The following is a 25730-nucleotide window of genomic DNA, read 5'->3' on the forward strand; positions in this document are numbered from 1 at the left end:
AATAAAAAGTTTACTAGTATATTTTAGGTACACTATTAATGCTCATGTATATTGCCCATAACACTAAGGTTAAAACCAGTAATACTGAGACATCTTTCCTGCTAATGTTTCTTATAGCATACGCTACAGGAATGAATAGGGGGAGATCAATAATTAGATTCGTTGCAGGTGCTAATAAAATAATACCCAGCACTGATATAAAGTAAATGAATTTTAGAAGACCTTCCTTAACATATCTATTTCCGTAAGCTGATAATAGAAAGTAAAGTAAAGCATTGTTAGAGCCCCAGCTAACTACGGCTATTTGATATATAAGTTGATTATAGTTCATCAAATTTATTGGTACAGGAAACACGCCACTTAGGATGAGATAGAGACCAGCTATCATAAAAGGAATAGAAGAAGATAGATATACAATTTCGTACCTGGATGGTTTTGCTCTATATAAGAGAAATTTAAATAGATAATATCCTATTACCGCTGAAGATAGTTGAGCCCACGCGTATATATGAGAAAACATAGCAGCAAGTGAAAAAAGAATAGCTAAACTTAATCTTTCTCTTCTCATAAAGTATGATAATGAAAGAAACATTAATGAGATTGAAAATAGATTAGCCTCCAAACCGGAGTATAAAAAAGTCATTAACATGGGAGATACTGAGGCTAATAAAGCCGATAATGAAGCTATAGATCTATCTATGGCAGAAGTTAGCTTATATGCTGAATAAATATAAAAGACTGAAAGAAATACAAATTCGTAATAGGCTACATAATATGGTTTAAAAACTAATGAGAATACGTACAATATTAATAAGTATAAAGGTCTTGAATAAAAGAACCAGCCACTAAAAGTAGGAGTTAAAAGCCAAGAGTAATAATATCTAAAATCAACAGTTTCCGGTACTTTATAAGGATTTATTGAAGGCAAATAGGGTATCAAAGAAATTAATAATACCATAATAAAAGGGGCTAGCGGAGAAACCCTTAATTGCGCCTTATTAGAGTCTTTCTTATAAAAGAGAGAAAATAATATCCCAGAGAACCATATTACGGGAATTATTGTAGGTACGCCTGCTTCTAATATAATTAAAGGCAAAGAAAAATAGGAATTTATGCCTAGTAATAGACGCAAAAATACCCATGAAATCATTGACGAATTTACGATAATTAAAATTATAGCAACTGCAGAATTAATCTTCCTTAGCTCATATAAAATAAATACAGATAAGATAAAAGGAGTTATGGAAGGCCAAATAAATGACAACAGAGATAATGGAACTAGATAAAAATATCTCTTATAATTATAGATTACCATCAACGATGATGACAGAATTGTGAGAAATATTGAAATAAGTTTTGAATCAAATACTGGATAGTATGTAATTCTTTCAATTGTTACATATAATCCCGAAGCTATAGAATATGAAAACAACAAAAGAAGAGCAGATATCCATGGAATATAGTTATTACCATTATTTTTGTCTAGTGTTATCATAGCGTACCACCGTAATTCCCATAATAACGGAAAACGCTATACTAAGTATTGCCCCTACGAGTAAAATCTTGGGATTGCTATCAAATACTGATATCTTAGCTAATGTATAGAGATTGGGAAATGAATTATTTGAAATTCCGGGGTAATTTGCAGACACAAGACAAATAACAGATTGGTTATCAGCTTTTTTAAGAATTAATCCGTTAAATGCAACAATTAAACTATTATTATTGTTGCTATAAGCTAGTATTTTATTACCATTTAAATTATAATATGTAGGTATCCCAGTAGTATCTGAAAATATTTGTTGTGGCTCTAAAGATACATTATAATTCAATATTATATGCGAATTTGGATTTACTATATACATTGTTACTAACTTTAGTGAGCTATTATATAAAAATACGTAAATTATATAATATGAAATATTATCATGTATAACTTTATATTCTAAAAATATAGGAGTCATCAAATCAATACTATAAAGAGTTACTTAAAAACTAGCCCAAAATAACGGTGACTGGTAGTCGAAAGTAAGAGAGAGGCTTTTAAAAGTGTTATGAGAATTGAGGTCAAGCAAGTGATAAAAGTGAAGATAAAAAAAGATATAATAAAAAAATATAATAAGAAAGTAAAAAGAAAAGGATTAGCAGGACTAGATACTGCAATAATATTAATAGCATTCATAATAACTGCATCAGTGTTAGCATATGTGGCAATAAATATGGGATTATTTGTAACACAAAAAGCTAAATCTACCATAGATAAAGGAGAAGAAACTGCATCAACAGCATTAACGCTATCTGGATCCGTATTATATGCTGTAAATTATCCTACTAACTCTAGAAGCTATTGGATTTACTTCACAGTATCTCCAAGTTCTGGTGTATCAAGTGTAGAACTATCTACAGCTACCACGGCAATATCATTTACAGCATCCAGTGAGGGAATAGCGTATTCAAATATTTATAAGTATACATTACTTACTACACCACCGAGTAATCTTCAACAAACAGTATACGCTAACGGACAATATCTAAATCTAGTTGACCAGGAAAATAATGGAGGACAGACATACGTGTACTATCCAAATCCATATTACGCACTATTAGCACTTAATTACACTCTATATCAACAATATAAAAATTCAACTTCACCTCAACCATCACCTCTGTACATCACTACACCTTCATCTGTTGGTTCTATTCAACAGTTGTTAACGAAATATCCATGGCTGAAAAACGATAATTCATTCACGTTTACCCTGAATATAAATGGACAGCCAGTCACTTATTATGCATACGTTAATCAGACATTTGCATTTACATATCCAGTAGCCGGTGACCCATTAATAGGGAGTGCTATTGCACCCGCCGGATCTGTTATAGGAGTAATGATACTGTTTGGCCCTAATCTAGGAAGCCATGTGTTTCAGTATCAGACAATAACCATTCAAATCTCACCTAATATAGGTTCTCCATTAACATTATCAGAATACGTATACCAGCCAGAAGGTAATGTGACAGTAATAGGGTAGGATAAAATGCTAAATAGTTTTTTAAAGATAATTATTTTTTCGCTTTTATATTTAGCTATGATGTTCCTAATTCAATTATATCATAGGGGTGAGGAATGGTAAGCATTAGCATAGTCGAGTTGAAACAATTAATGGAATCACCATTATTCATACTATTAATCACTATAAGCATCCCTTTAGCTGTATTCTTTGTAATGTTTTTTAAAACAGTAATACCAAGAGTAACTAGGCCTAGAAGTACACAAGTAACACAAACGTCTGTCGCTCAGCAAGCTCAGCCTCAACAAACGGTAAATAATAAGGACAAAGAACTAGAAGAACTTCTTAAAACTTTAATAAATAGAATGGATAAATATCAAAACGATTTAGTAAACACTCTAAATACCTCTATAGAAGATCTGAAACAGACTCTACAGAAATTGAACTCGTCAATAGAAGATACAGTACTATCTTTAAAGTCTATTCAAGCTGACTCAACATCACCTTTCAATGTCATATCTGAGCAGATAAAAAACGAATCAACTCTTAAGCCGGAAACCGGTAAGGAACTAAAGGCCGTTGCAGAAATTGTTGGCACAACCAACATAGATTTATCAAGCTTTATTAGAAATTGTGTATTGCTAGAGGTTTTAGAATATGATGATTCTAAGCTTACAGCATTATACGAACTAGGCTATATCTCGGCTGATGACATGTACATTGTTAATAAAATACAGTCCTATATTAGAAATAATAGCGGTAAGATAAGAGCTAAAGAACTGGCAGGAATTGCAATGAATGTAGCGGAAAGCTATTCTTCTGTTACAGCCGAAATGAAAAAATATTTACTAGTACTGGAGGTCAATAGAAATGACAAGTGAGGTGATAAGTGAGGCAATAATGCTAATAGTAGCTATTACGTTGATAGGCGTATTAGCAGGTACTATATTTTCAGTAGTATCATCTATATCTACAAGTATGGCGTCTTATAGTGTATTACAATCTCAAAAATTAGTTACTGACCTTCAAATAGACTATGCTACAAATACTAGCCCTACTACAGTAGTTGTATACTTACATAACGTAGGAGAATCTACAATCTTTAACTTGAAGAATAGTGTATTATATTTTGGACCAGAAGGAAACCTACAACAAATAGGATATAACTCTGGCACATTACCGTATTGGTTAACAAGTACTAATACGCTCTATCCCGGTTCTGTAGCTGAAATTATTATATATCTATCATCACCCTTATTAAGCACACAGTATTATACGATACAATTAGTGACCCCTAATGGATATGTTGTGACTTATACATTTGAGGCGAGTTAACATGGGAATATCACAAGTGGTTGCATATACATTACTATTTTTTATTTCACTATCGCTAGGATTTATAACTTTGGGAGCTTATATTAGAAGCCAGCAATTAATTACACGCGCAGAAGAACTTAGACAGAATATGGAATTAAATCAATTGAACACTAAAATATACATAAAGAGTGTCTCACTCAGCAATAATAATTTATTATATATCACTATAACTAATAATGGTTCTACTTCATTATATGATTTTAAAGATTTCGACGTCATTGTAAAATATTATGCTAATATAAGCAACATATCCACTCTGATAGTCTCCAGTTATAATTATTCCACATTATCAGGCCCATACAGGTGGACTTCCAATACTGTTTTGATTAATTCTGATACGAGTGGAACCTTTATTGTGGATTTACCATATCCACTATATCCTAACACTAAAGTCACAGTCGTTATTGCGACTAACTACGGACCAGAAGCAATATGGAGGGGTATCCTATGATAATAAAAACTGGAAATGAGGATCTAGATAGAAGGTTAACGGGAATTCCATTTCCCGCTTTAATTATGCTTGAGGGAGATCACGGAACCGGTAAGAGCGTACTATCTGCACAATTTTGTTATGGCTTACTTTTAGCTGGTAAAAAAGGTTATATAGTAACCACAGAACAAACCACTAAAGATTATTTAAAAAAGATGAAAGAGGTAAAAATAAACTTAATACCATTTTTTCTAAGAAATATTCTAGGAATAGCACCGTTAAACACCAATAGATTTAATTGGAATTCGATGCTAGCTAATAAAATACTTGAAATAATTATTGATTTTACAAAGAGAAGAAAAAACTTAGATTTCTTGATTATTGACAGTTTATCTATAGTGGCTACATTTGCAGAAGTGAAACAGATTTTGCAATTTATGAAAGATGCCAGGGTATTAGTAGATTTAGGGAAGTTAATATTATTCACAATTCATCCAGACGTATTTAATGAAGAATTAAAAAGTAGAATTACAAGTATAGTTGACGTATATCTCAAGCTTTCAGCAACGAGTATAGGTGGAAGACGAATAAAAGTTTTAGAGAGAGTCAAGACTGTAGGTGGAATACAAGGTTCTGATGCAATTTCATTTGATATAGATCCGGCTTTAGGCATTAAGGTCGTACCATTATCATTATCGAGGGCCTAACCATGACCTTTATAGACGATTATATAGCTAAACTTTCTGAAAAACCAACAATAATTGATAACCCAAATACTCTAAAAGGTAGTAAAAATTATAATGCAATCTATAAAGTTGATGAATACATCTACATTCATGTTCAGAGTACGAAAGCAGAAGATGGATATAACCAATATACCGTGATAGAACCACCCCGTCCAAAACCAAAAGAAATTGAAGAGATAGAAGAGAGGTTTGCCAAAGCTATTGGAGATGTTGACCCTCCAGTTTCTATAGAAGAGAAAGAAAAACTTATGAGAAAAACTTTAGATAAGATATTGAATAAAATCAAATTGTCGGTGCCAAAAGAGTACGCTATATATCATTTTATAAGAGATAAATTATATGCAAGCATATTAGAACCATTAATCAGAGACCCGTATATTGAGGATATATCAATACCTGGATTAGGCCACGTTTACATCGTCCATAAAGTCTTTGGTCCTATGAGAACATCAATAGTTGTAGAAACAGAAGAGGAGTTAGATGATCTAATAGTCTCGCTAAGTGAAAAAACGTACAGACCAGTATCTCATAATAGACCAATAGTTGACGCTAGTTTGCCCGATGGATCAAGAGTAAATTTCGTTTATGGCGTCGATATAAGTAGAAGGGGCTCTAATTTAACTATCAGGAAATTCAGCAAAGTCCCAGTAAGTATAACTCAATTGATTTCCTTTGGAACAATATCTCCACTTCTAGCTGCGTATATTTGGATGATGCTTGATGAAGGAATGAACTTGTTTGTATGTGGAGAGACTGCTTCCGGGAAGACTACTACTCTTAATGCAATCACAGCTTTCATACCACCTAATTTGAAAATAATAACGATAGAGGACACACCGGAACTTACTGTACCTCATGCTAATTGGGTCGCCGAGGTCACAAGAGAAACAAGTGGTGAGGGAACTATAAAGCTATTTGATCTGCTTAAAGCTGCACTTAGGCAAAGACCTAATTATATTTTAGTCGGAGAAATAAGAGACAAAGAAGGTAATGTTGCATTTCAAGCAATGCAAACTGGACATTCTGTAATGGCAACCTTTCATGCTTCTAACATAAGGGCATTAGTACAAAGACTTACTGGATATCCAATAGAAGTACCAAAGAGTTACATTAACAATCTAAATATCGCCTTGTTTCAAACTGCACTTTATGACAAAAAAGGTAATTTAATAAGAAGAGTTATAGAAGTAGACGAAATAATTGATATAGATCCAGTAACAAATGACGTAGTTTATATACCTTCGTTTAATTATGATCCAGTAGAGGATAAGATAATTTTTGCGGGAAGAGGTGCCTCATACTTGATAGAAAATAAAATCGCAATAAGAAGAGGAATTGATAGAAGAAACATAGGTATCCTTTACGATGAGTTGAACTTAAGAGCGGAGTTCCTCAAATTACTTGTTGAGAAAAAAGTTTTCAATTATTTTGATGTATGGGAAAACATTTTGAGAGTAAGACAATACGGTTTAGAGGAGGCTATAAGGTATGTTAGGGCTATTTAACAGAAAAAGTGAAGTTGACTCTAAATACATTTTCATGATAGCATTCATGCTTGCACTGTTCTCTTCTGGTGTACCGCCAGAAATTGTAATACTACACTTAAGTAGGGAAGACTCATTTGAACCTTACGTAAAGGCTTATAGGAAGATTAGGAATTTAGTTTCCGGTTATAGATACAAATTTTCTTCTGCGATAAATTACACTATCAAAAATCTTAATATAAAATACTTAAAGGAATTTTTAATAAGATTATCGCAAGCTGTAACTTTTGGTGACGATATGATAGAATTCTTATCTAGAGAAATTGATTTCTCCTTGTCAGAATACAATGCATACTCAGCTAGATTAATTGAGTCAATGAATAACTTTCTAACTGTCTATGCTACATTGAATAGCTCTCTTACATTCTTGGTTGCTGATATAACAATTTTGTCTTTAATTTATAATGGAGGGACGGCATTAATAATGCAGTTGACAATTTTGTCTGTTGCGCTATTAGGCAATTTAACGTTAGTCATGTACCTCTTGTACAAACCAGAGAACTATATAAGGTACTCAACTGTTGATAAACTCATTCTGACCGCAGCAATATCTCTTTCAATTATATTTTCGGTACTATATACCTCTTACATAACCCTGATAATTGTAGGAGCAGTCCTAGTTGGAATAGGTCTTAGATATAGAATTTTTGAGAATAAAACCGCAAACATAGAGAGGTATTTCTTACTTTTCGTGAGATATTTCTCGAGAAATTACGCAATAGTTAGCAATCTGAGAGAATCGTTAATGGCCGTGCTTAGAGGAGACCTTGGAGACTCAAAGCCATTAGTTAAAAGAGCAATAAACAGATTAAATTTTGGTGTAGATAAGGAGAAAATTTTTAGGTTAATGGGAGAAGAAAGTAAAAGCGTATTAGTAAGCATGTTAAGTAAGGTATTATATGAAACAATAAGTATGGGAGGAAATATTTTAGTAATAGGAGAGATCCTTAGCAAGATAGGTGATTCTATCTTAAATATAAGATCTAGAAAAGAACAAAATGGGAGAGCATTCGAAACGTCAATATATGCGTTACAAACTGCGTCTGCAGGAGTGTCTGCAGCATTAATATCAATTGTAGGGATGTTAAACAATATATTTTCAACGCAAAACGTATCAACAGTATTTAGCTTCTCAGCCGTTAACATAGACATTATATCACGAATCTTTCTAATTATACTATTAATTCTGAGTTTCGCTAATGGCGTAGCCATAACACTAGCATATGGTAGGTCAATTTACGTTAGTCTCTATTTTATCGGTATATTACTGATATTAAGCTCAATAACTTATCATATAGTTCTTATACTTACTGGAAATATATTTAAAGAGTTAACATCGACATCCGGTTTATTACAAACACCTTGACGAATAGGTATTAACATATCACATATAAACGAGTGACTTTTTCAATAATACTTAATATTACGTTGATTATGTTTAATAACATGCTGAAATGCCTTTAGTCACACAAGAAATAAAAGAAATTGTATTATAATTCTTTACATCATAAATGCATTTAAATTAAATTTTTAACACCAATAATTATAACTCATTAGAACTTCGACGTTATTAGTGATTTGTGGGGAATTTGCAAACTATTGTAGTTTAGCACGCGACGGTGTCCAATCCGCAATTTATGCAAAATAATTTAAAAAATAAAAAATATTATTACAAGAAAAATCAACCATATGCCATCACTAACTAACAAATTAAACTTGAAAAATTCAAGCATACAAACGTGAACAAGAACCCAAATACATAAGCCTAATACTAGATAGAAATAACCCCAGTATAACACCACGAAAAACATGTTCCCTTATTCAAGACAACACTAAACACACTTCCGACAAAAAACCCAAACAAACCCTAAATTCAAAACCTTCCACCTACTCATACTCAAAAAACGCCACAAATCATAAACAACACCAATCAAATTAACAAAAAACCCCAAAACCCTAAGCGAACAGCCCTAAAATGCTCAAAAAAGTAAACACCAAAAAACTCAACCCCACCACGCAAAACACCAAAACCCCCACTAACCCTACACAACAAACCCCTATTACAAAAACCACGATTAGCCAAAGTAAGAGAACCAGGAGAAAAAGGAACCCCAGAATCAGGAACACTAGCCCTAGTAACGAAAACCATCAAACTACGAGAAGAAACAACCACAAAAACCTTACCACCAAACCAAGAATAACCCCTCTTCTTCCCCCAATCACCCTCAAACCTCCTACTACTCAAACTCCCCTTAAAACGAGAAAGCAACTTACTCCTCCTCTCCTCATCCAAACTCATGAGCGTCTCAAAAACATCTCGTTCTGGGACAATCTCCTTCAAGTCCAATACTAGCTTTTCCACTTGTGTCTCTTTGCTTTTAACCCCATGTGGTAATTCCATTATGAAGCTGTCTATTATGTCCACGTTTTCCCTAAATTTTTCCTTTGCTATTAGGTTGTGTGTTGGTAGTTGGTTTTCCTCTAGTCTGTCGTTTAGTTTTATGTGGATTAGTAGTTTGTTTGCTTTTTCTAGGTTTTGTTTTGTGAACCAGTGTATTGCTGATTTTGATGGTATTTTCTCCACTCCTAGGAAGTGTTGTATTATAGCGTTTGCTAGTCCTATTAGTTCTCTGTAGGATGTTGTGTATACTATCATGATGATGAGGAGTTTGAAGTATAGTATTGTCTTATATCTTTGTGTTTTCATACTAGAGAATGTCTTCTCTATTACATCCCTTAAGTCGTTTTCTATTAGGGGTTTTATTTGCAAAAGGAATAAATCTTTGGAACTCATGTGTTGCTTTTGGGGGAAGTGGTTCGTTCAAGTGGTTTAACTTGTCTCCCATAGTATTACTTGAGTCACTTCCCCCATAAGTATTACCCACTTTATTCTACTTGGAATTTATAGAAGTTCTTACATCAATTATTAATTTGATTAAATTGCATTTTTAAACTATATTGCATAAATTGTGGATTGGACACCGTCACGTTATTGTAGTTATAGCGTTAAGTAATAAATTCTTATACAAGAGAATATAAAAAGTAACATAAATTTCAAAAAATTCATAAAAGCAATGTTAACAGCATAATGATAAAACCGCGTTATATCTTTGATATGTAAGGATTATATAACCTTGTTACCTTTAGTGAACCTTCTTCTTAAAAACCAAACCTTTTTGTGTCACATTGTACTCCACACTATCTAAACCTAACAATATCGACCTAATTGTGATAGAGTTTAATAACACATTAGTTGGTGTAATGTCCTGTTTCAACCTAACTACTATTTCTTCTACAGTAGCTTCGTTAATGGATAAAATATCTAGGATTTTCTTTGTTAATTTCTCAGCATACTGAATGTTATTATCTAATAGAGCCATCATCTTATTTTTATTGGTGTAAACTGGACCATGGCTTATTACTACATTATCAACAGTTTTCATTAGTTCTTTGATTTTATCTAAAGTCTCCATTGCAGCCCAGAAATCGGTATAAAATGGTACTGAAAAACTCTCTAATAGCTTATCACCAAAAAACGCATCACCAGCATACAAAACATTTCCAACTATATATCCGCTATGGCCTGGAGTATGACCAGTCAATTTTATAATTTCTATTTCCGAATCTCGAACATTATTATCCAATGATTCTAGGTTTTCTTTTACGTAATCAAATGTAAAGATTTCTGATTCCCGTGAGCTACATTCATAAATCATCGCTCTTCTTCCCATTAAAGTTAATGCCCAGTAATCTTCTATCGGAAGATATCTTATTTTCGCATCTTTTCTCAGCAGTCCTGCTATATGATCTGCATGACCATGTGTAGCTAACTGAATCTCAGCCTTTATATCTAAAGAAGAATTTTTCCCTCCAAGATCTATTACAACTCTGTTATCGTAAACCATTGTATTTGGACTCCCGGTGATAATCGAGACATCTTTAGTGAGCTTCACTGTAGGCATACTTATTCTTATTTTACACACATCCTTATTAGATTTATTTAATCTTTACATCTTTATGGAAAAGATTAATTTACCTACCTTTCGTAAAGATAATATATGTCAACTTTAAAACCAATGCTATTAGGTAATCTTAAACGGGCTCTTTTAGGTCTTGGAGTTAGAAAATTACCACTTATCGCAGGACATAAGCTCCTGTATACTTGTAATCTCAGATGTAGAATGTGCCCATTTTGGAGACGGAAAGATGAAAAGCTACTATCCTTAGAAGAGGAGATCTTAATGTTGAAGTCTTTAGAGAGGGCAGGAGTTCTATTCATGGGGTTTGAAGGAGGAGAGCCACTGTTAAGGAAGGACTTGGAGCAAATACTGGAAGAGTCCTATAAGCGATTTTACACCTCTTTAGTAACTAATGGATGGTTATTAAAGGATAGAGTAAAAAGGATAAGTGAGTATCTAGATTATCTTTTCGTTTCAATTGATGGAATAGGTGAGGTTCACGATAAAATTAGAGGAATTTCTGGCTCTTTTGAGAAAGCAATAGAGGGTATAAAGGAAGCTAAAAAGTATTTACCTGTATCAATCAGTTTCACAATAACAAGAGAAAATATGGATCAAGTAAAAGATGTAATAGAACTTTCAAAGAAACTTGATGTTAAAATTAGCATACAAGTAGAATATGATTACACTACTGCTGAGAAATTAAGTCCAGACAAAAAGAGGCTTTATCAAGTATTAAAGCTCATTATTGAGCTAAAAAAGAGAGGGTACCCAATAATTGAATCAGTAGATTATTTCGAAGCTATAATTAATTCTTGGTATAATAATATACCTTGGAAATGTAAACCTTGGCTAACCATAAATGTTGATCCACAGGGTAAGATAGTTTTGCCATGTTACGTGCTAAATGAATATAGTGGGAACTACAAGGTATGGGAAGTAGATATAGTTAAATTATGGAATAGTTATCCGTGGAGTGAGTATGAAAGTTGTAATAAATGTGCGCTAGCTTGTTATTTAGAACCATCATTATTCAAATGGTCTAACAGTGAAATGGTAAAGGAAAAAATCATAGAGAATATAGGTAATTATATATACAATGCAATGCCTATTAAATTTTTATTAGGAGGTAAATAAAATATATATTATTTAGAAGAAGATGTTTTGTTACAAGTTAGTATATTTTGATGATAAGTACTTCATGTATATATATGATGGAGATAAGGTGATAGGATTAGTACCACTTGATAAGAATCAATCTACCTCACTAGCTAAGGTGAAGGAATATGAGGAAAGATTCGGTTGGAAAAAATGTTGAAAAATTGAAGCATTGTAAAACCTCGAAAATCATTCACTATTTAACTTCACTTTGATTATTATTCAATTAAGGAGTTAGACTTTGCTAGTAATTTACCGATACGCTATAAACCAATAACCTTCTAATCTCATATTGATGAATTGGTCAGCTTATTAGGGACGTCAATAGTGACGAATCACACGAATTCGTAAAGCGAATTAATCAGCCTACTAGTATCAGTGCCCCTATTCTTGAATCTTCTTTCTGCTAAAGTTCACAATTTGTTAGATGAAAATTAGCAGTAGATATTCCTAACTCAACTCATTAGTACTGAGAACTAGTTTAATCGTGTGAATGTTATAAAACTTTAACTATCTATTTTCTCTCCTTCCGTTTTAAGAAAGTTGTCGAAAGTATTTTTAAATACTTCATAAGCTTCATCCGAATACAAAACTACCAATACCTTACCTAAGGTTTTAGGTCTATACGAATTTAGAACCTTAGCCATTATAATTGCGCATGTCTCATAGGGATAACCATAGATTCCAGTTGATATTGCAGGGAGTGCTATACTAGAAAGATTTAATTCATCAGCTTTTTCTAGAGATCTTCTAATAGCTGACTCTAACTTATCATCAGTTTCAACACCATATCTAGGACCCACCGCATGAATTATGTACTTTGCCTTTAATTTTCCTGCCGTCGTAACTGCGACATCACCCACTGGTACTGGACCGTACTTCTTTACGTACTCATCACTCTCCTTTTGAATTACGTATCCGCCCTTTTTTACTATTGCATATGCAACACCGCCACCATGTTGGAGATAAGAATTCGCAGCGTTAACTATTGCATCAGCTTCAATCTCTGTAATGTCACCCTTTATTACATGAACTTCAAGCCCATTCTTGAGCTTATACATTTTAGTTAATTCTTGTAGAAATTACTTATAAATTATCACGTTCTCGCTAGTATTACTTGTATTAGACATTATCACTTTCGTATTTAACTTACGTTGCGAACATGTTAAAGATCATAGTTAACCATTCTACGCAGTGTTTAATAATTATACTTAAATACTTTGGCTTAAGTAGAATAATATGTGGATAAACTATCCAATACTGCGATAATTCTGATAGGACATGGCTCTAGACGAGAAACTTATAATGCCGATATAGAAAGCATGATAAATTACTTGAAGGGAAATATAGGTATACCAATATATCTAACTTATAATGAGTTTTCTAACCCAGATTGGAGATTTCTCTTAAATGAAATTGTGAATAAGGGATATGAGAAAATAGTAATAGGTTTAGTATTCTTAGGGAGAGGAAATCACGTATTCAGAGATATATTGGAATACGTAAAGATAACAAGATTGAATAAATGGGAAAGAACTAAAATAAATGGGAAAGAAGTAGACTTATATATTACTGAACCTTTAGCTTCCTCACCATTAGTAATGCTCTCATTATATTATAGATTAGCTAGGGCACTCGGCATATTTCCTAGTTTAGATAATACAATAGAGGATCCATATGAGATTGAAGAGAGAAGCATGAATTCAATTTTATCATCCTTAAATATCAATGACGAGAGAGAAAAGAGAATAATAGCTAAAGCAGTTTTTGCTTCAGGAAATCCTGAAATTGTTAAATATATTAAGATAAATAATTTAGATATAGGAATAGAAGCGATAAAAGCTGAGAGTGAAATTGTAACTGATGTAAAAATGGTATCTGCTGGAATCAGATGGAAGAAAGTTACTTGCATGATAGATAACGAGAGAGTAAAGGAGCTCTCAAATAAGTTTAAGATAACTAGAGCTGCTGCTGCAATGAGACTATCGCTAGATAAAGGCGGAAAAGTAGTAGTAGTTGGAAACGCTCCCACTGCACTCATTGAAGCAATTAAAATGGTAAGAGAAGGAATTGATATACCGTTTATAGTTGCGACTCCACCCGGTTTTACAAACGCTAAAGAAGCAAAAGAGGCGTTAATAAAGAGTAAAATTCCCTCTGTAACCGTAACTGGCACCTATGGTGGAAGCGGAATAGCTGTAGCAATTATTAATGAGATAATTAAGATGGCATTGGAGGGTTAAAAATGGGAAAGTTATATATTGTTGGGATAGGACCTGGTTCTAAAGAACAGAGAACAATAAAAGCACAGAAAATCTTAGAAGATTCAAATGTGATAATTGGATATAATACTTATTTGAGATTGATATCCGATGTGTTGAATGATAAAAAAGAAATAATAGGGGCTAGAATGAGAGAGGAGATCTTCAGAGCAAATACCGCTATAGAAAAAGCCTTAGACTCCAAGAATACTGTAGCATTAGTGTCAAGCGGAGATCCTCAAGTCTATGGAATGGCAGGCTTAGTTTTTGATTTAATAGCTAGAAGAAACTTAGACTTAGACGTTGAGGTGATACCGGGCGTTACTGCTGCACTGGCAGCGGCAGCTAGACTAGGCAGTCCCCTCTCTCTAGATTTCGTAGTAATAAGTTTGAGCGATTTGTTAATCCCTAGAGACGAGATCCTACATAAGGTAACAAAAGCTGCGGAAGCTGACTTTGTTATAGCATTTTATAACTTAATTAATGAGAGATTGTTAGTTGAAGCAATGGATATAGTTTCCAAATATAGGAAACCAGATACGCCAGTAGGGTTGGTTAAAAGCGCTTATAGAGACAATGAAAGTATTGTAATTACAACACTATCCTCATGGAAAGAACACATGGAAGAAATAAGTATGACGACAACTATGATTATAGGAAATTCTCTCACATATCGTTATAAAAATTATATGATAACACCTAGGGGATATGAGAGGAAATATGAACTATGATAATAAACTCCTTGAAGAGATTTGGAATAACCACGGGGGCAGCTGCAGCAGCTGCGTCAAAGGCAGCGGTAATCGGATTGCTGAATAACGAGAGACCAAAAACGGTGGTTATACCAACACCTATAGGGCTAAGATTGGAAATTCCAGTAGAAAAAGTAGAAATACATGAAACTGTTTCGTGTTCAGAAGTTAGAAAGTTTTCTGGTGATAATCCAGATATATTAGATGGATTAGTGATAAGATCTTGTGTTAAATTAAGAGATGATAATGAAATTATAATAATCGGTGGTAAAGGTGTTGGAAAAGTTACTAGGAGTGGGCTAAAGGGAACCATAGGTGATACAGCTATTAGCCCAACTGTGAGAGATATGATAGTAAATGCTATAAGGGAAATTTCAGATAAGGGATTTCAAGTCGTAATCGAAGTTCCAAATGGAGAAATCATAGCAGAAAAAACATTAAATAAACTAGTAGGAATAGTAGATGGAATTTCAATACTGGGTACCACTGGTATTGAAACACCGGTTAGCGATGAGGATTACTTAGAACATATTAAGTGCGAATTAAACGTAATTAGACAGAACTATGATTACGTTGTAATATCACCAGGAAACTTAGCTTCTAACTTTGCGTCAAGGCTATTCGATAGTAATAGCATAATAAAAGTGGGAGATAGAATAGGAGAATCAATAAAACTTGCATCAGTATTTTTTAAAAGAATAGTATTGGCTGGATTACCTGCAAAATTACTTAAAGTTTACGCAGGAATATTTAATACTCATTACACACAAGGCGATGCAAGAATAGAGTCACTAACGCATGCATCGGTAATTGCAGGACTTCCTTATGAGATATTAGTTAAGATAGCTAATTCGTTATCAGTGGAAGAAGCGTTCACTTATATGACAAAGGAACAGAGAAAAAAGGTCATGAGTATAGTAGGTGAGAAAATTCAATCTAGAATTAAAAATCTTCAACAAGATATTAATTTTTGTGTAATTATTTTCGACTATGATGGAGAGATTTTAAGCAGGGTGGGTTGCTAAATGGAATGGAACTATGTTGTTCCGGGTATACCAGATAGTTATTTTGAAAGAGATGAGGAAATACCTATGACAAAGGAAGAGATAAGGGCTTTAGCACTATCAAAACTGAGAATAAGGAGAGGAGATACGTTCTTAGACATCGGTTGTGGAACGGGAAGTGTTACTATAGAAGCCTCGCTATTAGTTGGTAATAATGGCAAGGTTTATGGTATAGATAAGGACGAAAAGGCAATTACACTAACAAGGAAGAACGCGGAGAAATTTGGCTTAAATAATATAGTGCTAGTTAAAGGTGAAGCCCCAGACATTTTATTCACATTAGATAAGAAGTTCGACAGAATTTTCATTGGAGGAGGATCTGAAAAAATAAGCGAAATAATAGGCGCTTCTTGGGAATTGCTAAAGGAAAATGGAAGAATAGTAATAGATGCGATACTATTAGAGACTGTTAACAAGGCAATTAATGCTATGGAAATTATGGGATTTCAAAACGTTGAAGTTACTGAAGTAATAATTGCAAAAGGAATGAGAACAAAAATGGGGACTGCCATGCTTTCTCGAAATCCAATTTTTATAATTTCAGGTGATAAAATATGAAATTATATGTAATTGGATTAGGTCCCGGAGACGAAAATCTAATAACCGTGAGGGGTGCTGAAATTCTAAAGAAAGTCAAAATTATTTTCATACCATATTCTACGGGAACCAATAGAAGCCTAGCAGAAAATATAGTGAGAAAATACGCTGATAAGGAAACTAGATTAGTCCTTTTAGGATTTCCAATGTCGAGGAAAGTGGAAGATGAAGAGCTTAAAAAGATAGGTGAGAGAATCTGTAGTGAAATTAAGGAGGATTCGGCATTTGTAACATTAGGTGACCCAACATTATATAGTACTTTCTTCAGAGCGAAGGATAAATTACCTTGCAGAGTTGATATAGAAGTCATTCCAGGTGTAAGTTCCATAACTGCTTGTGCGTCAAAAGCCTTAATATCTCTCGCTAACGGTGAAGATTCAATAGCTATAATTCCAGCATCTAGGTTAGATCAGATTGAAAAGGCTAAGGAAATATTCGAGACTCTCATAATACTCAAAACTAATGAAAACATTAAGGAAATAGTTAATATGCTTAATAAAACCCATTTTTTAATTTATGCTAGAAGATGTTTTATGGATGACGAAAAACTAGTTAAACTTAATGATGAAACCATTAACGATAAAGACTATTTCTCTATGATAATAGCTATAAGGAAGGAAAGGTGATCTAATGGTTGGAAAGGTTATATTCATAGGAGCTGGTCCAGGAGATCCAGAATTAATAACGATAAAAGCCAAAAAATACATAGAAACTGCAGATGCTATAGTGTATGCTGGCTCCCTCATAAACCCGGAAATATTAAAATGGGCTCGAAAAGATGCTGAGATATATAATAGTGCACCACTTACATTAAACGAAATAGTAGAAATAATGGTAAGAAAAGCTAGTGAGGGAAAACTGGTTGCTAGACTTAAGTCTGGTGATTCATCTATTTATGGCGCGTTACTCGAAGAGATGTGGGCATTAGACGCAGCAGGTATTCCATATGAAGTTGTACCTGGCATTACTGCAGCAATTGCTGCTGCATCTGTAATACCTACTGAACTAACTATACCTAAATTGGCCCAAACAGTGATAATAACTAGGGCTTCTTTAAGGGTTCCAATGCAGGGTTCGATAAAAGATTTCGCAAAAATGGTAAAAATAGGTGCTACAATGGTAATCTACACTGGAATACATATTATTGATAGAGTGGTCAAGGAGTTAAAAGAAGGAGGATTAACTGATGATACTCCAGTTATAGTGGTATATCGAGCAACTTGGCCAGAACAGAAAATAATCAAAGGAACTTTAGCTGACATAGTGAATAAGGTTAGAGAGGCAAGGATTTATAGAGACTCAGTAATAATAGTTGGACTTACAGCAGATCATGAGCAAATCAAAAACATGGTAAGATCTAGCGTATATGACCCAAAGCATAATCACTCTTATAGACCTTGGAAGATTGAGGAAGATTAAGAATGTTAGAAAATTTATGGAAGGGAATAGCTATAATCTCAGCATCAGATGATGGGTATAATGCAGGAGAAGCCATAAGAGAAAAATTAAAAGAATTCGAGATTCCGGTAGTACATTATAAATACAAAGATGCAGATATTGAGACTATTTGGAAATGTTATGATGCTATAATATTCGTAATGGCTCTGGAGGGGGCCACGAGAATAGTTTGCAGATATGCTAAGTCTAAGACAGACGACCCACCAATTATATGTGTTGACGATAAAATGAATTATGTTATACCTCTATTAGGTGGTCATTGGGGTGCAAATGATATTGCCAGAGAATTAGGCAAAATCTTGAACTCCACACCAATTATAACTACAGCAGCTGAATTAAAAGGTAAGCTAAGTGTAGAGAAAATAGCAAACATCCTAATAGCTAGGATATTAAATCCAGAGACCATAGTGAAGATTAACGCAGCGTTACTCAAGGATGAAGAGATCTGTATAGATGGTATCAATGATGGTATCAATATTAATTTTCCTGAAAATATAAAGGTTAATAGTACTAAATGCAATTATATCATATCACTAGTCAAAAACAGAGAATACGAAGATGATAAGATAGTGGTGAGACTAATGCCGTTAAAAATATCAATAGGTATAGGATCTAAGAAAGATGTAAAATTAGATGAAATCCGTAATGGAATATACAGATTGTTGGAAAGACTTAATTTGAAAGCGGAAAGAATCGGAGTAATAGCGTCAATTCGAGAAGAAGTTAAAGAGTTGGCTGAAGAATTTAACGTTAAATTTAGATTGATAAGCGAAAATGAAATAAACAGTTTCACAAATCCTTGCCTTACACCTCCAAGTAAAACTCTAATTGAAGTAGGTTTAAAAGGAGTAGCTGAAATTTCAGCATTGATAGCTGGAGGAAAGAACTCAAAGTTAATATTAAGGAAAATACCTATAAGTAAAAGCTCTACCATAGCAGTTGCAACTTACGAGGATGAGTGAAAATGGCAGTTTATATAATTGGAGTAGGGCCTGGTGATCCAGAATACCTTACATTGAAAGGTTATAAGACTATCAAAGAAAGCGAAATAGTTGTAGGATGGAAAGCTGTCATTGAGAGGTTCTCTCAAATTTTAGAAGGAAAGAAAATTATTATACTAAATTATAAAGAAGAAAGAGAACAACTGGAGAGAGCAATAGAGATTGCTAAATCACAGGACGTAGCTATTTTAAATCATGGAGATCCTTCAGTATCTGATTGGCAGTTTGTAGAGAAAATTAAGAATTTATGTGAAGATAAAGGCGTAAAAGTCCATATAATATCTGGCGTATCCTCTCTTAACATATTACTAGCTAAACTAGGCCTAGATATGAACTTTGTTGGATTCGTAACCTTACACGTTAGAGGCGACACTTCCAAAATGCTATCGGATATAATAAGTATATTAAAAATGGGCAGGGTTGCCGTGGTAATACCAGAACCTTATAAGGATGGTCCACAAAGAGTAGCAAAATTTCTTTATGAGAATAATTTAAACTGTAGAATTGTTGTCTTCGAGAGACTTACGTATGATGGAGAAAGCGTAAGAGAATATGATAGTGTAGTTTCTTTAATTAATGAAACTTATGGATTCAGTGATCTTGTGATAATGGCCATATTTCTCAAATAGGGAAATAAAGTATGAATATACTCTATATGCTTTAGGAAAACATAGAAATGAAACTTATTTACGAAATTAGAAAAATATTTCTAATCTAACATACTACCTCATTTAGGATAGAAGTCTAGTTTGCTTGAAACTCGTAAAATTTTGTATTTACTGTTGTACAATTAGAGTTAGGCCGACATCATATTCTTTTATTCATTTTTATAATCCTTGATTTAGAATAAGGAGAAAATGTTGTCAATAGGAAATTTCATAAACTTCCCGATTTAACTATAAAAGTTTTCTTCTGCAAATGCTTTTCAGCAAGTACTTAGAATATACATATATGCAAAATGTGGAGTATGTGTTTGAAGACGTGGTTAGAATTTATGATACAGACGCCCAAGGAATAGCACATTATGCGGCATATTACAGGTTTTTTACAAATACAATAGAAAAATTCGTTAAAGAGAAAACTGGAATACCATATCCCATAGTTGACGAGGACTTGTGGTTTGTAATAGCAGAATCGCATGCAGTATACCATAAACCAGTTAAACTAGGTGATAAACTAACAGTACTATTAAGCCCAAAAGTACTGTCAAGTAAGACTGTACGATTTGATTTCAAAATCTTAAAAGATGGTGAATTAACTACTGAGGGTTATGTGATACAAGTTGCAATAAACCCAAAAGTATGGAAATCTGTAGAAATGCCAAAGGATTTGATAAATAAGCTAATGGCATAGGGGATATTAATTTTTAATTATCATTATTTTTATTATTATTATTTTAGCTATTAATATTTACTACGTTATATGGATTAGTACATCTAAGCTATGCTATTATAACCATATCCATTGAAGACGCAAATTGGTCGCGCTCTTGAGATAGAAATTACGATAGAAAAAGGGTTTCTTTAGGATAAATGATTAGTATGTAATTGCCAGGAAAATGGCTGTAACAATCGGCAATGTAAATGAAAGTGAGTAGTTAACTAAATTAACAACTATCAAGAAATTTTATCCTCGGATCGGATATTGAGATATGAATTTAGATCCGTTATACAAGAAAGCGTACCATTTACTAGATGCCTCCAAATTTAATTTTGATAACGGTTTTTATGATATCTCAGCTATAGCAGTTGAGGAATCCCTCTACATATTACTTAACATAACTTTGTTAAAATTAGGGGCAGATATACCATGGTATCTTGATTTTGATGGGCTTTTTAGAGTGATTTTCAGATATACTGGAGATGAGAATATAGGAGAAATAAGGATGAAGAATAAAAATCTCATCAGACTTTTAGATGATATTAAAGTTAGGCTAGGTTATTCTGTGCCAATAGAACTAAGTAAAAATGATGTTAAGGAATTAATAACGTTTGCTGATAAAATATTTGATCTACTCGGGCGGAATTTCCTTAAAAGTCAGAGTTAAATCTATCCCTTTTCTGGTATTAAGATACTTCACTAAGTTCCAAATTACAATGCCCGAAATAAAAGATCCCAACACAAATGACAACGTAATTAAGTTGATACTTGATCCCGTTGAAAAGCCAAACAAGGGATTGGTCCCTGCCTCATATGTTAAGTAGCAGAAGTAAATAGACATTAATATTCCTGCTATTTTCATTAGTTTATTATTATTTCTTAAACCAAAGATCACTGCAGAAATACCAACTGCTAAGAAATATAACATACCAACTATGGACGCTCCATATAAGGATAATGCAGCGTTGATTGAGAATACTGGAATTAGGAGGAATGCTAGGGTTAAAGTCAGATCTAAGATATGCGCATATACGGGAGATCCATGTCTATTTAACTGAGAGAACTTCTCTGGAAATACTCTATCAAAAGAAAGCGCAAATACATATCTTGAAAATACTAAGACACCGTAGGATAGCACAAAATAGTTCCAAGCTATTAATCCAAGTCCCAATATCCATTCAATGATAGGATTTGATGATAATGCAATTGAGACTGTCCAGAAATTATATACGGCAGATGGATATGCATTTAAATTGAAATAATAGCCCGCAATCAAGTCCATTTCCAAAAATGCTAATGTCACGAAAATACCAGTTATCAATAATGATAGGAATACGTTATATCTAGAAACCTTATCTCCCTTAAATTCTGAAGCTACTGCGGGTCCCGCATTCATCCAAGGATATGTGTAGAGAGCAAATAAAGGCATCAATAAGAATGTAGCAGTAAGTGAAATTGAATATGGTAATGGTGTTTTAGGTAAGTTAGAAGGAACGCTAACATTAAACTCTTTTAATAAAGGAAGAACTGATGAGTTAAAGTGACTTGCGCCGATTGCAATTATAATCATAGAAAGAACAACTGTTAACATGGAGAATATTCCCAGTGAAGTAACTAGCTTATAACCCCATTTTGAACGTAAAATGTTTATTAACACTATGAAAATAAAGGCTGAGGCAGAAATTCCATAAAAAATAAGCCTTTGCTGGAAAGATGGGCCACCATAAGGATTAACGATAATATTCTCAGCAATGTAAATTAGCGCGTTCTGATGATTAAGATAACCAATCGTTAATAAGACAGAATTAATTGCAGACGCGGAAAAGAATGAGATTAACGCGTAAAAAGCTGTAGATTCTAAAAGATAAGCTATGGCAAAGATAGTACCAAATAAACCGCCCATATTTCTTGAAATCCATATATAATCACCACCAGTCCTACCAAATTTTCTGTTAAATACAGTATACACTATCGCTTGTGGAAACGCTAAAATTAGTCCTATTAACGAGGCAAGCCAAAGAACACCGCCTCGTGTAATATAAGGTGAGATAGACTGAAATAGTGCTATACCTATTGACATGTTGGCAAGGTTAAGCATTATAGCATCAGTCAATGATACTTGTTTTATAAGGCCAGAAGTCTCCCTAACGAATACATTCCTTTTTTCCATATTGCCAATCTTTACCTTAACCTAATAAAGTTTACTTAAGCTAAAAAATAATAAGGGGAAATTTATGAATTCCATTTACTTGGTTAAGTAAAAGAGAATTAAAAAGAACCTTGATAGGAGGAATATAAACTAATATAGATTATAAGATATTTTTGAAATAATAATTCAGATTAATTATTAATCATAAAAAAGGAGTATATTTTAACATTATGGAGTGTTCAGTAATAAATCTTTCTTATATAAGTATTGGTAAAACCTCTCGTTATACGCATTCGTATTACTATAAGGAGAATAGAAAAAAGCAACACAAGTTTAGGAAAGCCATATAAAGCAATACATTATAATAAAAATTGTGATATTTACGTTTGCTATAGATACTATTGAAGATTTTTTATAATTGATTTATGACTTTAATAATGTTAATGGGAAAGCCACAAAACATTGAATTGATAAAAAAGAACTTAGCTAGAAGTGGTATATTTGTCTCTATTGTCGTGCCACTTATAGGGTATATCTTGTATGGGATAGCATTAGGATCCGTGGGATATTCCATATTAGCTGGGATATTCTATACTTTTATGTTATATTCTCCTTTTCTATTTTCTTCTTCAGTATTACCACTTTCTATAATATCATACTTATTGGGGTCACTCTCACTGTATAAAGCTTACAGACATGGAAGAAAAATAGCCGTATTACCAGTGACCCTATCATGCTCTATGATAGTATTTTATGCAATTAATATATTTTTAAATTTACTCTCAATACATCTCGTAACATTGATTCTAGTAGGATTATATGAATTAGGGAATTTGTCACAACTACTTATTTGGAGAGACAATACAAATGTTAAGAGAGTCAGAGTAAGGGTTTATGGCTTACCTAAAGGTTTAAGATGGAGTATTATAATTGATGGACGAAAATACTATTTCTTTACTAACAGTGCAACAGTAAATATTACTAATAATAAACATTGTATGTTTTATGTAGAGAATATCATAGAAGGGAGTGACATATATATTCCTAAACCCGATAGTGGAATAATTAGCAACAATTTATTAGAAATATATTTTATAAAGACAACTAATATACCAAATATTGATAATTGGAATCCGAAGATATGGGTAGGAAGAAAAATAAACGATTACGAAGTTATAGATGTCATAGCTTTAGGTGGTAGTTCTTTTGTGCTAAAAGTTAAGAAGGAAGGTAATTTATATGCAATGAAAATACCTAAAATAAATAAAAGCAACAGAGGGGAAACGAGGGTTAATGCACACAACCTCATATTAAATCTTGGTAAAGAATTCGTTAACCTTCAGGAAATCTCGTATAAGTCTCAAAATGTAGTTAAGTTATTTGCTATAAGTGAAATAAATGTGGATAATATAATTAAAATCGAAAAGGGTGATAGTTATCTTTACTTAACGAAACCTCCCTATATAGTCATGGAGCTAATGGATGGTGGAAATGCTTTTGATATTCTAAAAATGGTGAAGAAAGACAAGGATTGGTATAAGGTTGTAGCACTTATAGTTAAAAATGTTGCAAAAGCACTAGAAATAATACATTCTTCTAATTACGTTCATTTAGATGTCAAGCCACAAAATATTTACTTTAGTAAATTTCCAGGCAAGACTGATAGGGAAATTCTTATGAATTTAATTAGCGGTAAGGTATTAGTTAAACTAGGAGATTTGGGCTCAGCTAGAAGAATCGGCGAAAGAATTGAAGATTTCACAGAATTCTATTGTCCTATAGAACAAATAGAGGCAGTTATACTAAAAAATCAAGGTGCTTCGCCTAGCATGGACATATTTGCTCTAGGAGCAACTGCTTATAAGCTTCTCTTTGACGAATATGTGTATCCTAAAGACTATTATGACGCTATAGGAAAAGCAATTGAAGAATATGAGAAAGGTGGGAATTACTTGAACTACCTCAGAATAGCTAAACGGTACATGTATCTGCCTAAAATAAGCAATTTACCGATGTGGTTTAGTAATTTATTATACGAAATGTTTTTACAAAAAACTAACGCAAGATCAATCTACATTACCATAGAACGTAACTTATATTAGTTCTAAAATCACTGGCGCATGATCAGAACCTAGGACTTCAACTAAAATGTCAGCGTTTTTTATTCTATCTTTTATTTCTTCTGATACTAAACAATAATCTAATCGTAATCCTAAATTTCTCTCCCTAGCATTCATCATGTAACTCCACCAACTATATTTCCTCTGATTTGGATGAAAATACCTAAACGTGTCAATATAACCTAAGGAGAGGAAATGAGAGAGCCATGCTCTTTCTTGTGGCGTTAAACCTGGCATGGAAGGATCTCCATAAGCTGCATCTATATTTTGATGAGCGATATTGAAATCTCCACAAATTACTACTGGCTTATTTTTTCTAAGCTGCTCAGAGAATTTCTCAATCGCAGAATTAAATTTAAGCTTAAAATCTAATCTCTCTAGCTTATCTCCTGCCCTAGGAAAATATGAATTTACAACGAAGAAGTCTTCCAGTTCTATACTAATTACTCTACCCTCACTATCAAATTCCTCGATCCCTAGTCCCTTAATTACGTTTAATGGTTTTATTTTACTTAATGTCATGACACCACTATAACCCCTTCTCTTAGATGGAAAGGAGAAAATACTATAACCCATCATTATAAAATCAAGCGGAACTAAATCACCTCTAGTCTCTTGAAACATTATTATATCGAAATTGTTAGCTTGTACGAATTCTAGCAAATTCTTTTTTAATGCGGCACGGATACCATTAATATTCCAACTTACTATCTTCACGATAGA

General features: G+C 33.1%; 27 protein-coding genes. 20 read left to right on the forward strand and 7 right to left on the reverse strand.

Features of this window, described 5'->3' with window-relative positions; translation table 11 throughout:
- Positions 1-13: 13 nt before the first annotated feature.
- Both V6M85_RS04865 and V6M85_RS04870 read right to left on the reverse strand, forming a co-directional pair.
- Positions 14-1495 carry a hypothetical protein gene (locus V6M85_RS04865; protein ID WP_338603699.1) on the reverse strand — a complete coding sequence of 494 codons (1482 nt, stop codon included), beginning with the start codon at positions 1493-1495 and terminating at the stop codon, positions 14-16.
- Positions 1473-1964 carry a hypothetical protein gene (locus V6M85_RS04870; protein ID WP_338603702.1) on the reverse strand — a complete coding sequence of 164 codons (492 nt, stop codon included), beginning with the start codon at positions 1962-1964 and terminating at the stop codon, positions 1473-1475. Before V6M85_RS04870 ends, V6M85_RS04865 begins: the two co-directional genes overlap by 23 nt.
- 138 nt (positions 1965-2102) lie before the next feature.
- On the opposite strand from V6M85_RS04870, the gene V6M85_RS04875 reads away from it, so the two are divergent.
- The 7 genes from V6M85_RS04875 (at position 2103) to V6M85_RS04905 (ending at position 8474) form a co-directional block, all read left to right on the forward strand.
- Positions 2103-3032: an archaellin/type IV pilin N-terminal domain-containing protein gene (locus V6M85_RS04875; protein WP_338604608.1), complete on the forward strand. Its 930-nt coding sequence runs from the start codon at positions 2103-2105 to the stop codon at positions 3030-3032.
- 95 nt (positions 3033-3127) lie between these two features.
- Complete coding sequence (locus V6M85_RS04880; protein WP_338603704.1) at positions 3128-3892, forward strand: hypothetical protein; 765 nt, start codon at positions 3128-3130, stop codon at positions 3890-3892.
- The gene (locus V6M85_RS04885; RefSeq protein ID WP_338603707.1) at positions 3882-4346 is read left to right on the forward strand and encodes a flagellar biosynthesis protein FlaG; all 465 of its coding nucleotides are present in this window, start codon (positions 3882-3884) and stop codon (positions 4344-4346) included. Before V6M85_RS04880 ends, V6M85_RS04885 begins: the two co-directional genes overlap by 11 nt.
- 1 nt (position 4347) lies before the next feature.
- Complete coding sequence (locus V6M85_RS04890) at positions 4348-4839, forward strand: flagellar protein F (RefSeq protein WP_338603709.1); 492 nt, start codon at positions 4348-4350, stop codon at positions 4837-4839.
- Positions 4821-5525 carry an ATPase domain-containing protein gene (locus tag V6M85_RS04895; protein WP_338603712.1) on the forward strand — a complete coding sequence of 235 codons (705 nt, stop codon included), beginning with the start codon at positions 4821-4823 and terminating at the stop codon, positions 5523-5525. The genes V6M85_RS04890 and V6M85_RS04895 overlap by 19 nt, the downstream gene beginning before the upstream one ends.
- A 2-nt stretch (positions 5526-5527) precedes the next feature.
- The gene (locus tag V6M85_RS04900) at positions 5528-7069 is read left to right on the forward strand and encodes a type II/IV secretion system ATPase subunit (RefSeq protein ID WP_338603715.1); all 1542 of its coding nucleotides are present in this window, start codon (positions 5528-5530) and stop codon (positions 7067-7069) included.
- The gene (locus tag V6M85_RS04905; RefSeq protein ID WP_338603717.1) at positions 7053-8474 is read left to right on the forward strand and encodes a type II secretion system F family protein; all 1422 of its coding nucleotides are present in this window, start codon (positions 7053-7055) and stop codon (positions 8472-8474) included. Before V6M85_RS04900 ends, V6M85_RS04905 begins: the two co-directional genes overlap by 17 nt.
- A gap of 564 nt (positions 8475-9038) precedes the next feature.
- Here V6M85_RS04905 and V6M85_RS04910 read toward each other — a convergent pair.
- Together V6M85_RS04910 and V6M85_RS04915 are read right to left on the reverse strand one after the other, a co-directional pair.
- A complete protein-coding gene (locus V6M85_RS04910) occupies positions 9039-9902 on the reverse strand; it encodes an IS5/IS1182 family transposase (RefSeq protein WP_338603719.1) in 864 nt (287 codons plus the stop codon).
- A 349-nt stretch (positions 9903-10251) separates the two neighbouring features.
- Complete coding sequence (locus V6M85_RS04915) at positions 10252-11070, reverse strand: MBL fold metallo-hydrolase (protein ID WP_338603722.1); 819 nt, start codon at positions 11068-11070, stop codon at positions 10252-10254.
- Between the two features lie 96 nt (positions 11071-11166).
- On the opposite strand from V6M85_RS04915, the gene V6M85_RS04920 reads away from it, so the two are divergent.
- Positions 11167-12204, forward strand: coding sequence for a PTO1314 family radical SAM protein (locus tag V6M85_RS04920; protein ID WP_338603723.1), 1038 nt, complete (start codon positions 11167-11169; stop codon positions 12202-12204).
- A gap of 22 nt (positions 12205-12226) precedes the next feature.
- Positions 12227-12385, forward strand: coding sequence for a hypothetical protein (locus V6M85_RS04925; RefSeq protein WP_338603725.1), 159 nt, complete (start codon positions 12227-12229; stop codon positions 12383-12385).
- A 346-nt stretch (positions 12386-12731) separates the two neighbouring features.
- On the opposite strand, the gene V6M85_RS04930 is transcribed toward V6M85_RS04925, so the two are convergent.
- On the reverse strand, positions 12732-13286 hold the full coding sequence (locus V6M85_RS04930; protein ID WP_338603727.1) for an ADP-ribose-binding protein: 555 nt from the start codon (positions 13284-13286) through the stop codon (positions 12732-12734).
- Between the two features lie 180 nt (positions 13287-13466).
- On the opposite strand from V6M85_RS04930, the gene V6M85_RS04935 reads away from it, so the two are divergent.
- The 10 genes from V6M85_RS04935 (at position 13467) to V6M85_RS04980 (ending at position 21405) form a co-directional block, all read left to right on the forward strand.
- Entirely contained in the window at positions 13467-14468 is a 1002-nt protein-coding gene (locus V6M85_RS04935; RefSeq protein ID WP_338603729.1) for a precorrin-8X methylmutase, read from the forward strand.
- Positions 14469-14470: 2 nt separating this feature from the next.
- A complete protein-coding gene (locus tag V6M85_RS04940) occupies positions 14471-15217 on the forward strand; it encodes a precorrin-3B C(17)-methyltransferase (RefSeq protein WP_338603732.1) in 747 nt (248 codons plus the stop codon).
- Positions 15214-16263, forward strand: coding sequence for a cobalt-precorrin-5B (C(1))-methyltransferase CbiD (gene cbiD, locus V6M85_RS04945; RefSeq protein ID WP_338603734.1), 1050 nt, complete (start codon positions 15214-15216; stop codon positions 16261-16263). The genes V6M85_RS04940 and cbiD overlap by 4 nt, the downstream gene beginning before the upstream one ends.
- Positions 16264-16860 carry a precorrin-6Y C5,15-methyltransferase (decarboxylating) subunit CbiT gene (gene cbiT, locus V6M85_RS04950; protein ID WP_338603736.1) on the forward strand — a complete coding sequence of 199 codons (597 nt, stop codon included), beginning with the start codon at positions 16264-16266 and terminating at the stop codon, positions 16858-16860.
- Positions 16857-17525: a cobalt-factor II C(20)-methyltransferase gene (locus tag V6M85_RS04955; RefSeq protein ID WP_338603739.1), complete on the forward strand. Its 669-nt coding sequence runs from the start codon at positions 16857-16859 to the stop codon at positions 17523-17525. Before cbiT ends, V6M85_RS04955 begins: the two co-directional genes overlap by 4 nt.
- Before the next feature lie 4 nt (positions 17526-17529).
- Positions 17530-18318: a precorrin-4 C(11)-methyltransferase gene (gene cobM, locus V6M85_RS04960; RefSeq protein ID WP_338603741.1), complete on the forward strand. Its 789-nt coding sequence runs from the start codon at positions 17530-17532 to the stop codon at positions 18316-18318.
- Between the two features lie 2 nt (positions 18319-18320).
- A complete protein-coding gene (cbiG, locus tag V6M85_RS04965; protein WP_338603744.1) occupies positions 18321-19319 on the forward strand; it encodes a cobalt-precorrin 5A hydrolase in 999 nt (332 codons plus the stop codon).
- 2 nt (positions 19320-19321) lie between these two features.
- Entirely contained in the window at positions 19322-19987 is a 666-nt protein-coding gene (locus V6M85_RS04970; RefSeq protein WP_338603747.1) for a cobalt-precorrin-7 (C(5))-methyltransferase, read from the forward strand.
- Positions 19988-20309: 322 nt separating this feature from the next.
- Positions 20310-20711 carry a thioesterase family protein gene (locus V6M85_RS04975; protein ID WP_338603750.1) on the forward strand — a complete coding sequence of 134 codons (402 nt, stop codon included), beginning with the start codon at positions 20310-20312 and terminating at the stop codon, positions 20709-20711.
- A gap of 298 nt (positions 20712-21009) precedes the next feature.
- Entirely contained in the window at positions 21010-21405 is a 396-nt protein-coding gene (locus V6M85_RS04980) for a HEPN domain-containing protein (protein ID WP_338603752.1), read from the forward strand.
- Here V6M85_RS04980 and V6M85_RS04985 read toward each other — a convergent pair.
- Positions 21370-22908 (reverse strand): APC family permease, encoded by a 1539-nt coding sequence (locus V6M85_RS04985; RefSeq protein WP_338603754.1) that lies wholly within the window; start codon positions 22906-22908, stop codon positions 21370-21372. The genes V6M85_RS04980 and V6M85_RS04985 overlap by 36 nt on opposite strands.
- Positions 22909-23324: 416 nt before the next feature.
- Here V6M85_RS04985 and V6M85_RS04990 point away from each other — a divergent pair, with 416 nt between their 5' ends.
- Positions 23325-24989: a protein kinase domain-containing protein gene (locus V6M85_RS04990; protein ID WP_338603757.1), complete on the forward strand. Its 1665-nt coding sequence runs from the start codon at positions 23325-23327 to the stop codon at positions 24987-24989.
- Here the strand turns inward: V6M85_RS04990 and V6M85_RS04995 are convergent.
- Positions 24981-25724, reverse strand: a complete 744-nt coding sequence (locus tag V6M85_RS04995; protein WP_338603760.1) for an exodeoxyribonuclease III — start codon at positions 25722-25724, stop codon at positions 24981-24983. The genes V6M85_RS04990 and V6M85_RS04995 overlap by 9 nt on opposite strands.
- Positions 25725-25730: the final 6 nt, after the last annotated feature.

Origin of the sequence: Sulfolobus tengchongensis, assembly GCF_036967215.1 — an archaeon.
Lineage (GTDB): Archaea > Thermoproteota > Thermoprotei_A > Sulfolobales > Sulfolobaceae > Saccharolobus > Saccharolobus tengchongensis_A.

Excerpts from the sequence above, each read along its gene's own strand:
- V6M85_RS04955 (WP_338603739.1), top strand. The coding sequence starts at position 16,857 with ATGAAATTATATGTAATTGGATTAGGTCCCGGAGACGAAAATCTAATA.
- cbiG (WP_338603744.1), top strand. The coding sequence starts at position 18,321 with ATGTTAGAAAATTTATGGAAGGGAATAGCTATAATCTCAGCATCAGAT.
- V6M85_RS04940 (WP_338603732.1), top strand. The coding sequence starts at position 14,471 with ATGGGAAAGTTATATATTGTTGGGATAGGACCTGGTTCTAAAGAACAG.
- V6M85_RS04900 (WP_338603715.1), top strand. The coding sequence starts at position 5,528 with ATGACCTTTATAGACGATTATATAGCTAAACTTTCTGAAAAACCAACA.
- V6M85_RS04980 (WP_338603752.1), top strand. The coding sequence starts at position 21,010 with ATGAATTTAGATCCGTTATACAAGAAAGCGTACCATTTACTAGATGCC.
- cbiT (WP_338603736.1), top strand. The coding sequence starts at position 16,264 with ATGGAATGGAACTATGTTGTTCCGGGTATACCAGATAGTTATTTTGAA.
- V6M85_RS04870 (WP_338603702.1), bottom strand. The coding sequence starts at position 1,964 with ATGACTCCTATATTTTTAGAATATAAAGTTATACATGATAATATTTCA.
- cobM (WP_338603741.1), top strand. The coding sequence starts at position 17,530 with ATGGTTGGAAAGGTTATATTCATAGGAGCTGGTCCAGGAGATCCAGAA.
- V6M85_RS04985 (WP_338603754.1), bottom strand. The coding sequence starts at position 22,908 with ATGGAAAAAAGGAATGTATTCGTTAGGGAGACTTCTGGCCTTATAAAA.
- V6M85_RS04915 (WP_338603722.1), bottom strand. The coding sequence starts at position 11,070 with ATGCCTACAGTGAAGCTCACTAAAGATGTCTCGATTATCACCGGGAGT.
- V6M85_RS04925 (WP_338603725.1), top strand. The coding sequence starts at position 12,227 with ATGTTTTGTTACAAGTTAGTATATTTTGATGATAAGTACTTCATGTAT.
- V6M85_RS04930 (WP_338603727.1), bottom strand. The coding sequence starts at position 13,286 with ATGTATAAGCTCAAGAATGGGCTTGAAGTTCATGTAATAAAGGGTGAC.
- V6M85_RS04970 (WP_338603747.1), top strand. The coding sequence starts at position 19,322 with ATGGCAGTTTATATAATTGGAGTAGGGCCTGGTGATCCAGAATACCTT.
- V6M85_RS04890 (WP_338603709.1), top strand. The coding sequence starts at position 4,348 with ATGGGAATATCACAAGTGGTTGCATATACATTACTATTTTTTATTTCA.
- cbiD (WP_338603734.1), top strand. The coding sequence starts at position 15,214 with ATGATAATAAACTCCTTGAAGAGATTTGGAATAACCACGGGGGCAGCT.
- V6M85_RS04880 (WP_338603704.1), top strand. The coding sequence starts at position 3,128 with ATGGTAAGCATTAGCATAGTCGAGTTGAAACAATTAATGGAATCACCA.
- V6M85_RS04975 (WP_338603750.1), top strand. The coding sequence starts at position 20,310 with ATGCAAAATGTGGAGTATGTGTTTGAAGACGTGGTTAGAATTTATGAT.
- V6M85_RS04865 (WP_338603699.1), bottom strand. The coding sequence starts at position 1,495 with ATGATAACACTAGACAAAAATAATGGTAATAACTATATTCCATGGATA.
- V6M85_RS04885 (WP_338603707.1), top strand. The coding sequence starts at position 3,882 with ATGACAAGTGAGGTGATAAGTGAGGCAATAATGCTAATAGTAGCTATT.
- V6M85_RS04920 (WP_338603723.1), top strand. The coding sequence starts at position 11,167 with ATGTCAACTTTAAAACCAATGCTATTAGGTAATCTTAAACGGGCTCTT.
- V6M85_RS04905 (WP_338603717.1), top strand. The coding sequence starts at position 7,053 with ATGTTAGGGCTATTTAACAGAAAAAGTGAAGTTGACTCTAAATACATT.
- V6M85_RS04910 (WP_338603719.1), bottom strand. The coding sequence starts at position 9,902 with ATGAGTTCCAAAGATTTATTCCTTTTGCAAATAAAACCCCTAATAGAA.
- V6M85_RS04895 (WP_338603712.1), top strand. The coding sequence starts at position 4,821 with ATGGAGGGGTATCCTATGATAATAAAAACTGGAAATGAGGATCTAGAT.
- V6M85_RS04990 (WP_338603757.1), top strand. The coding sequence starts at position 23,325 with ATGTTAATGGGAAAGCCACAAAACATTGAATTGATAAAAAAGAACTTA.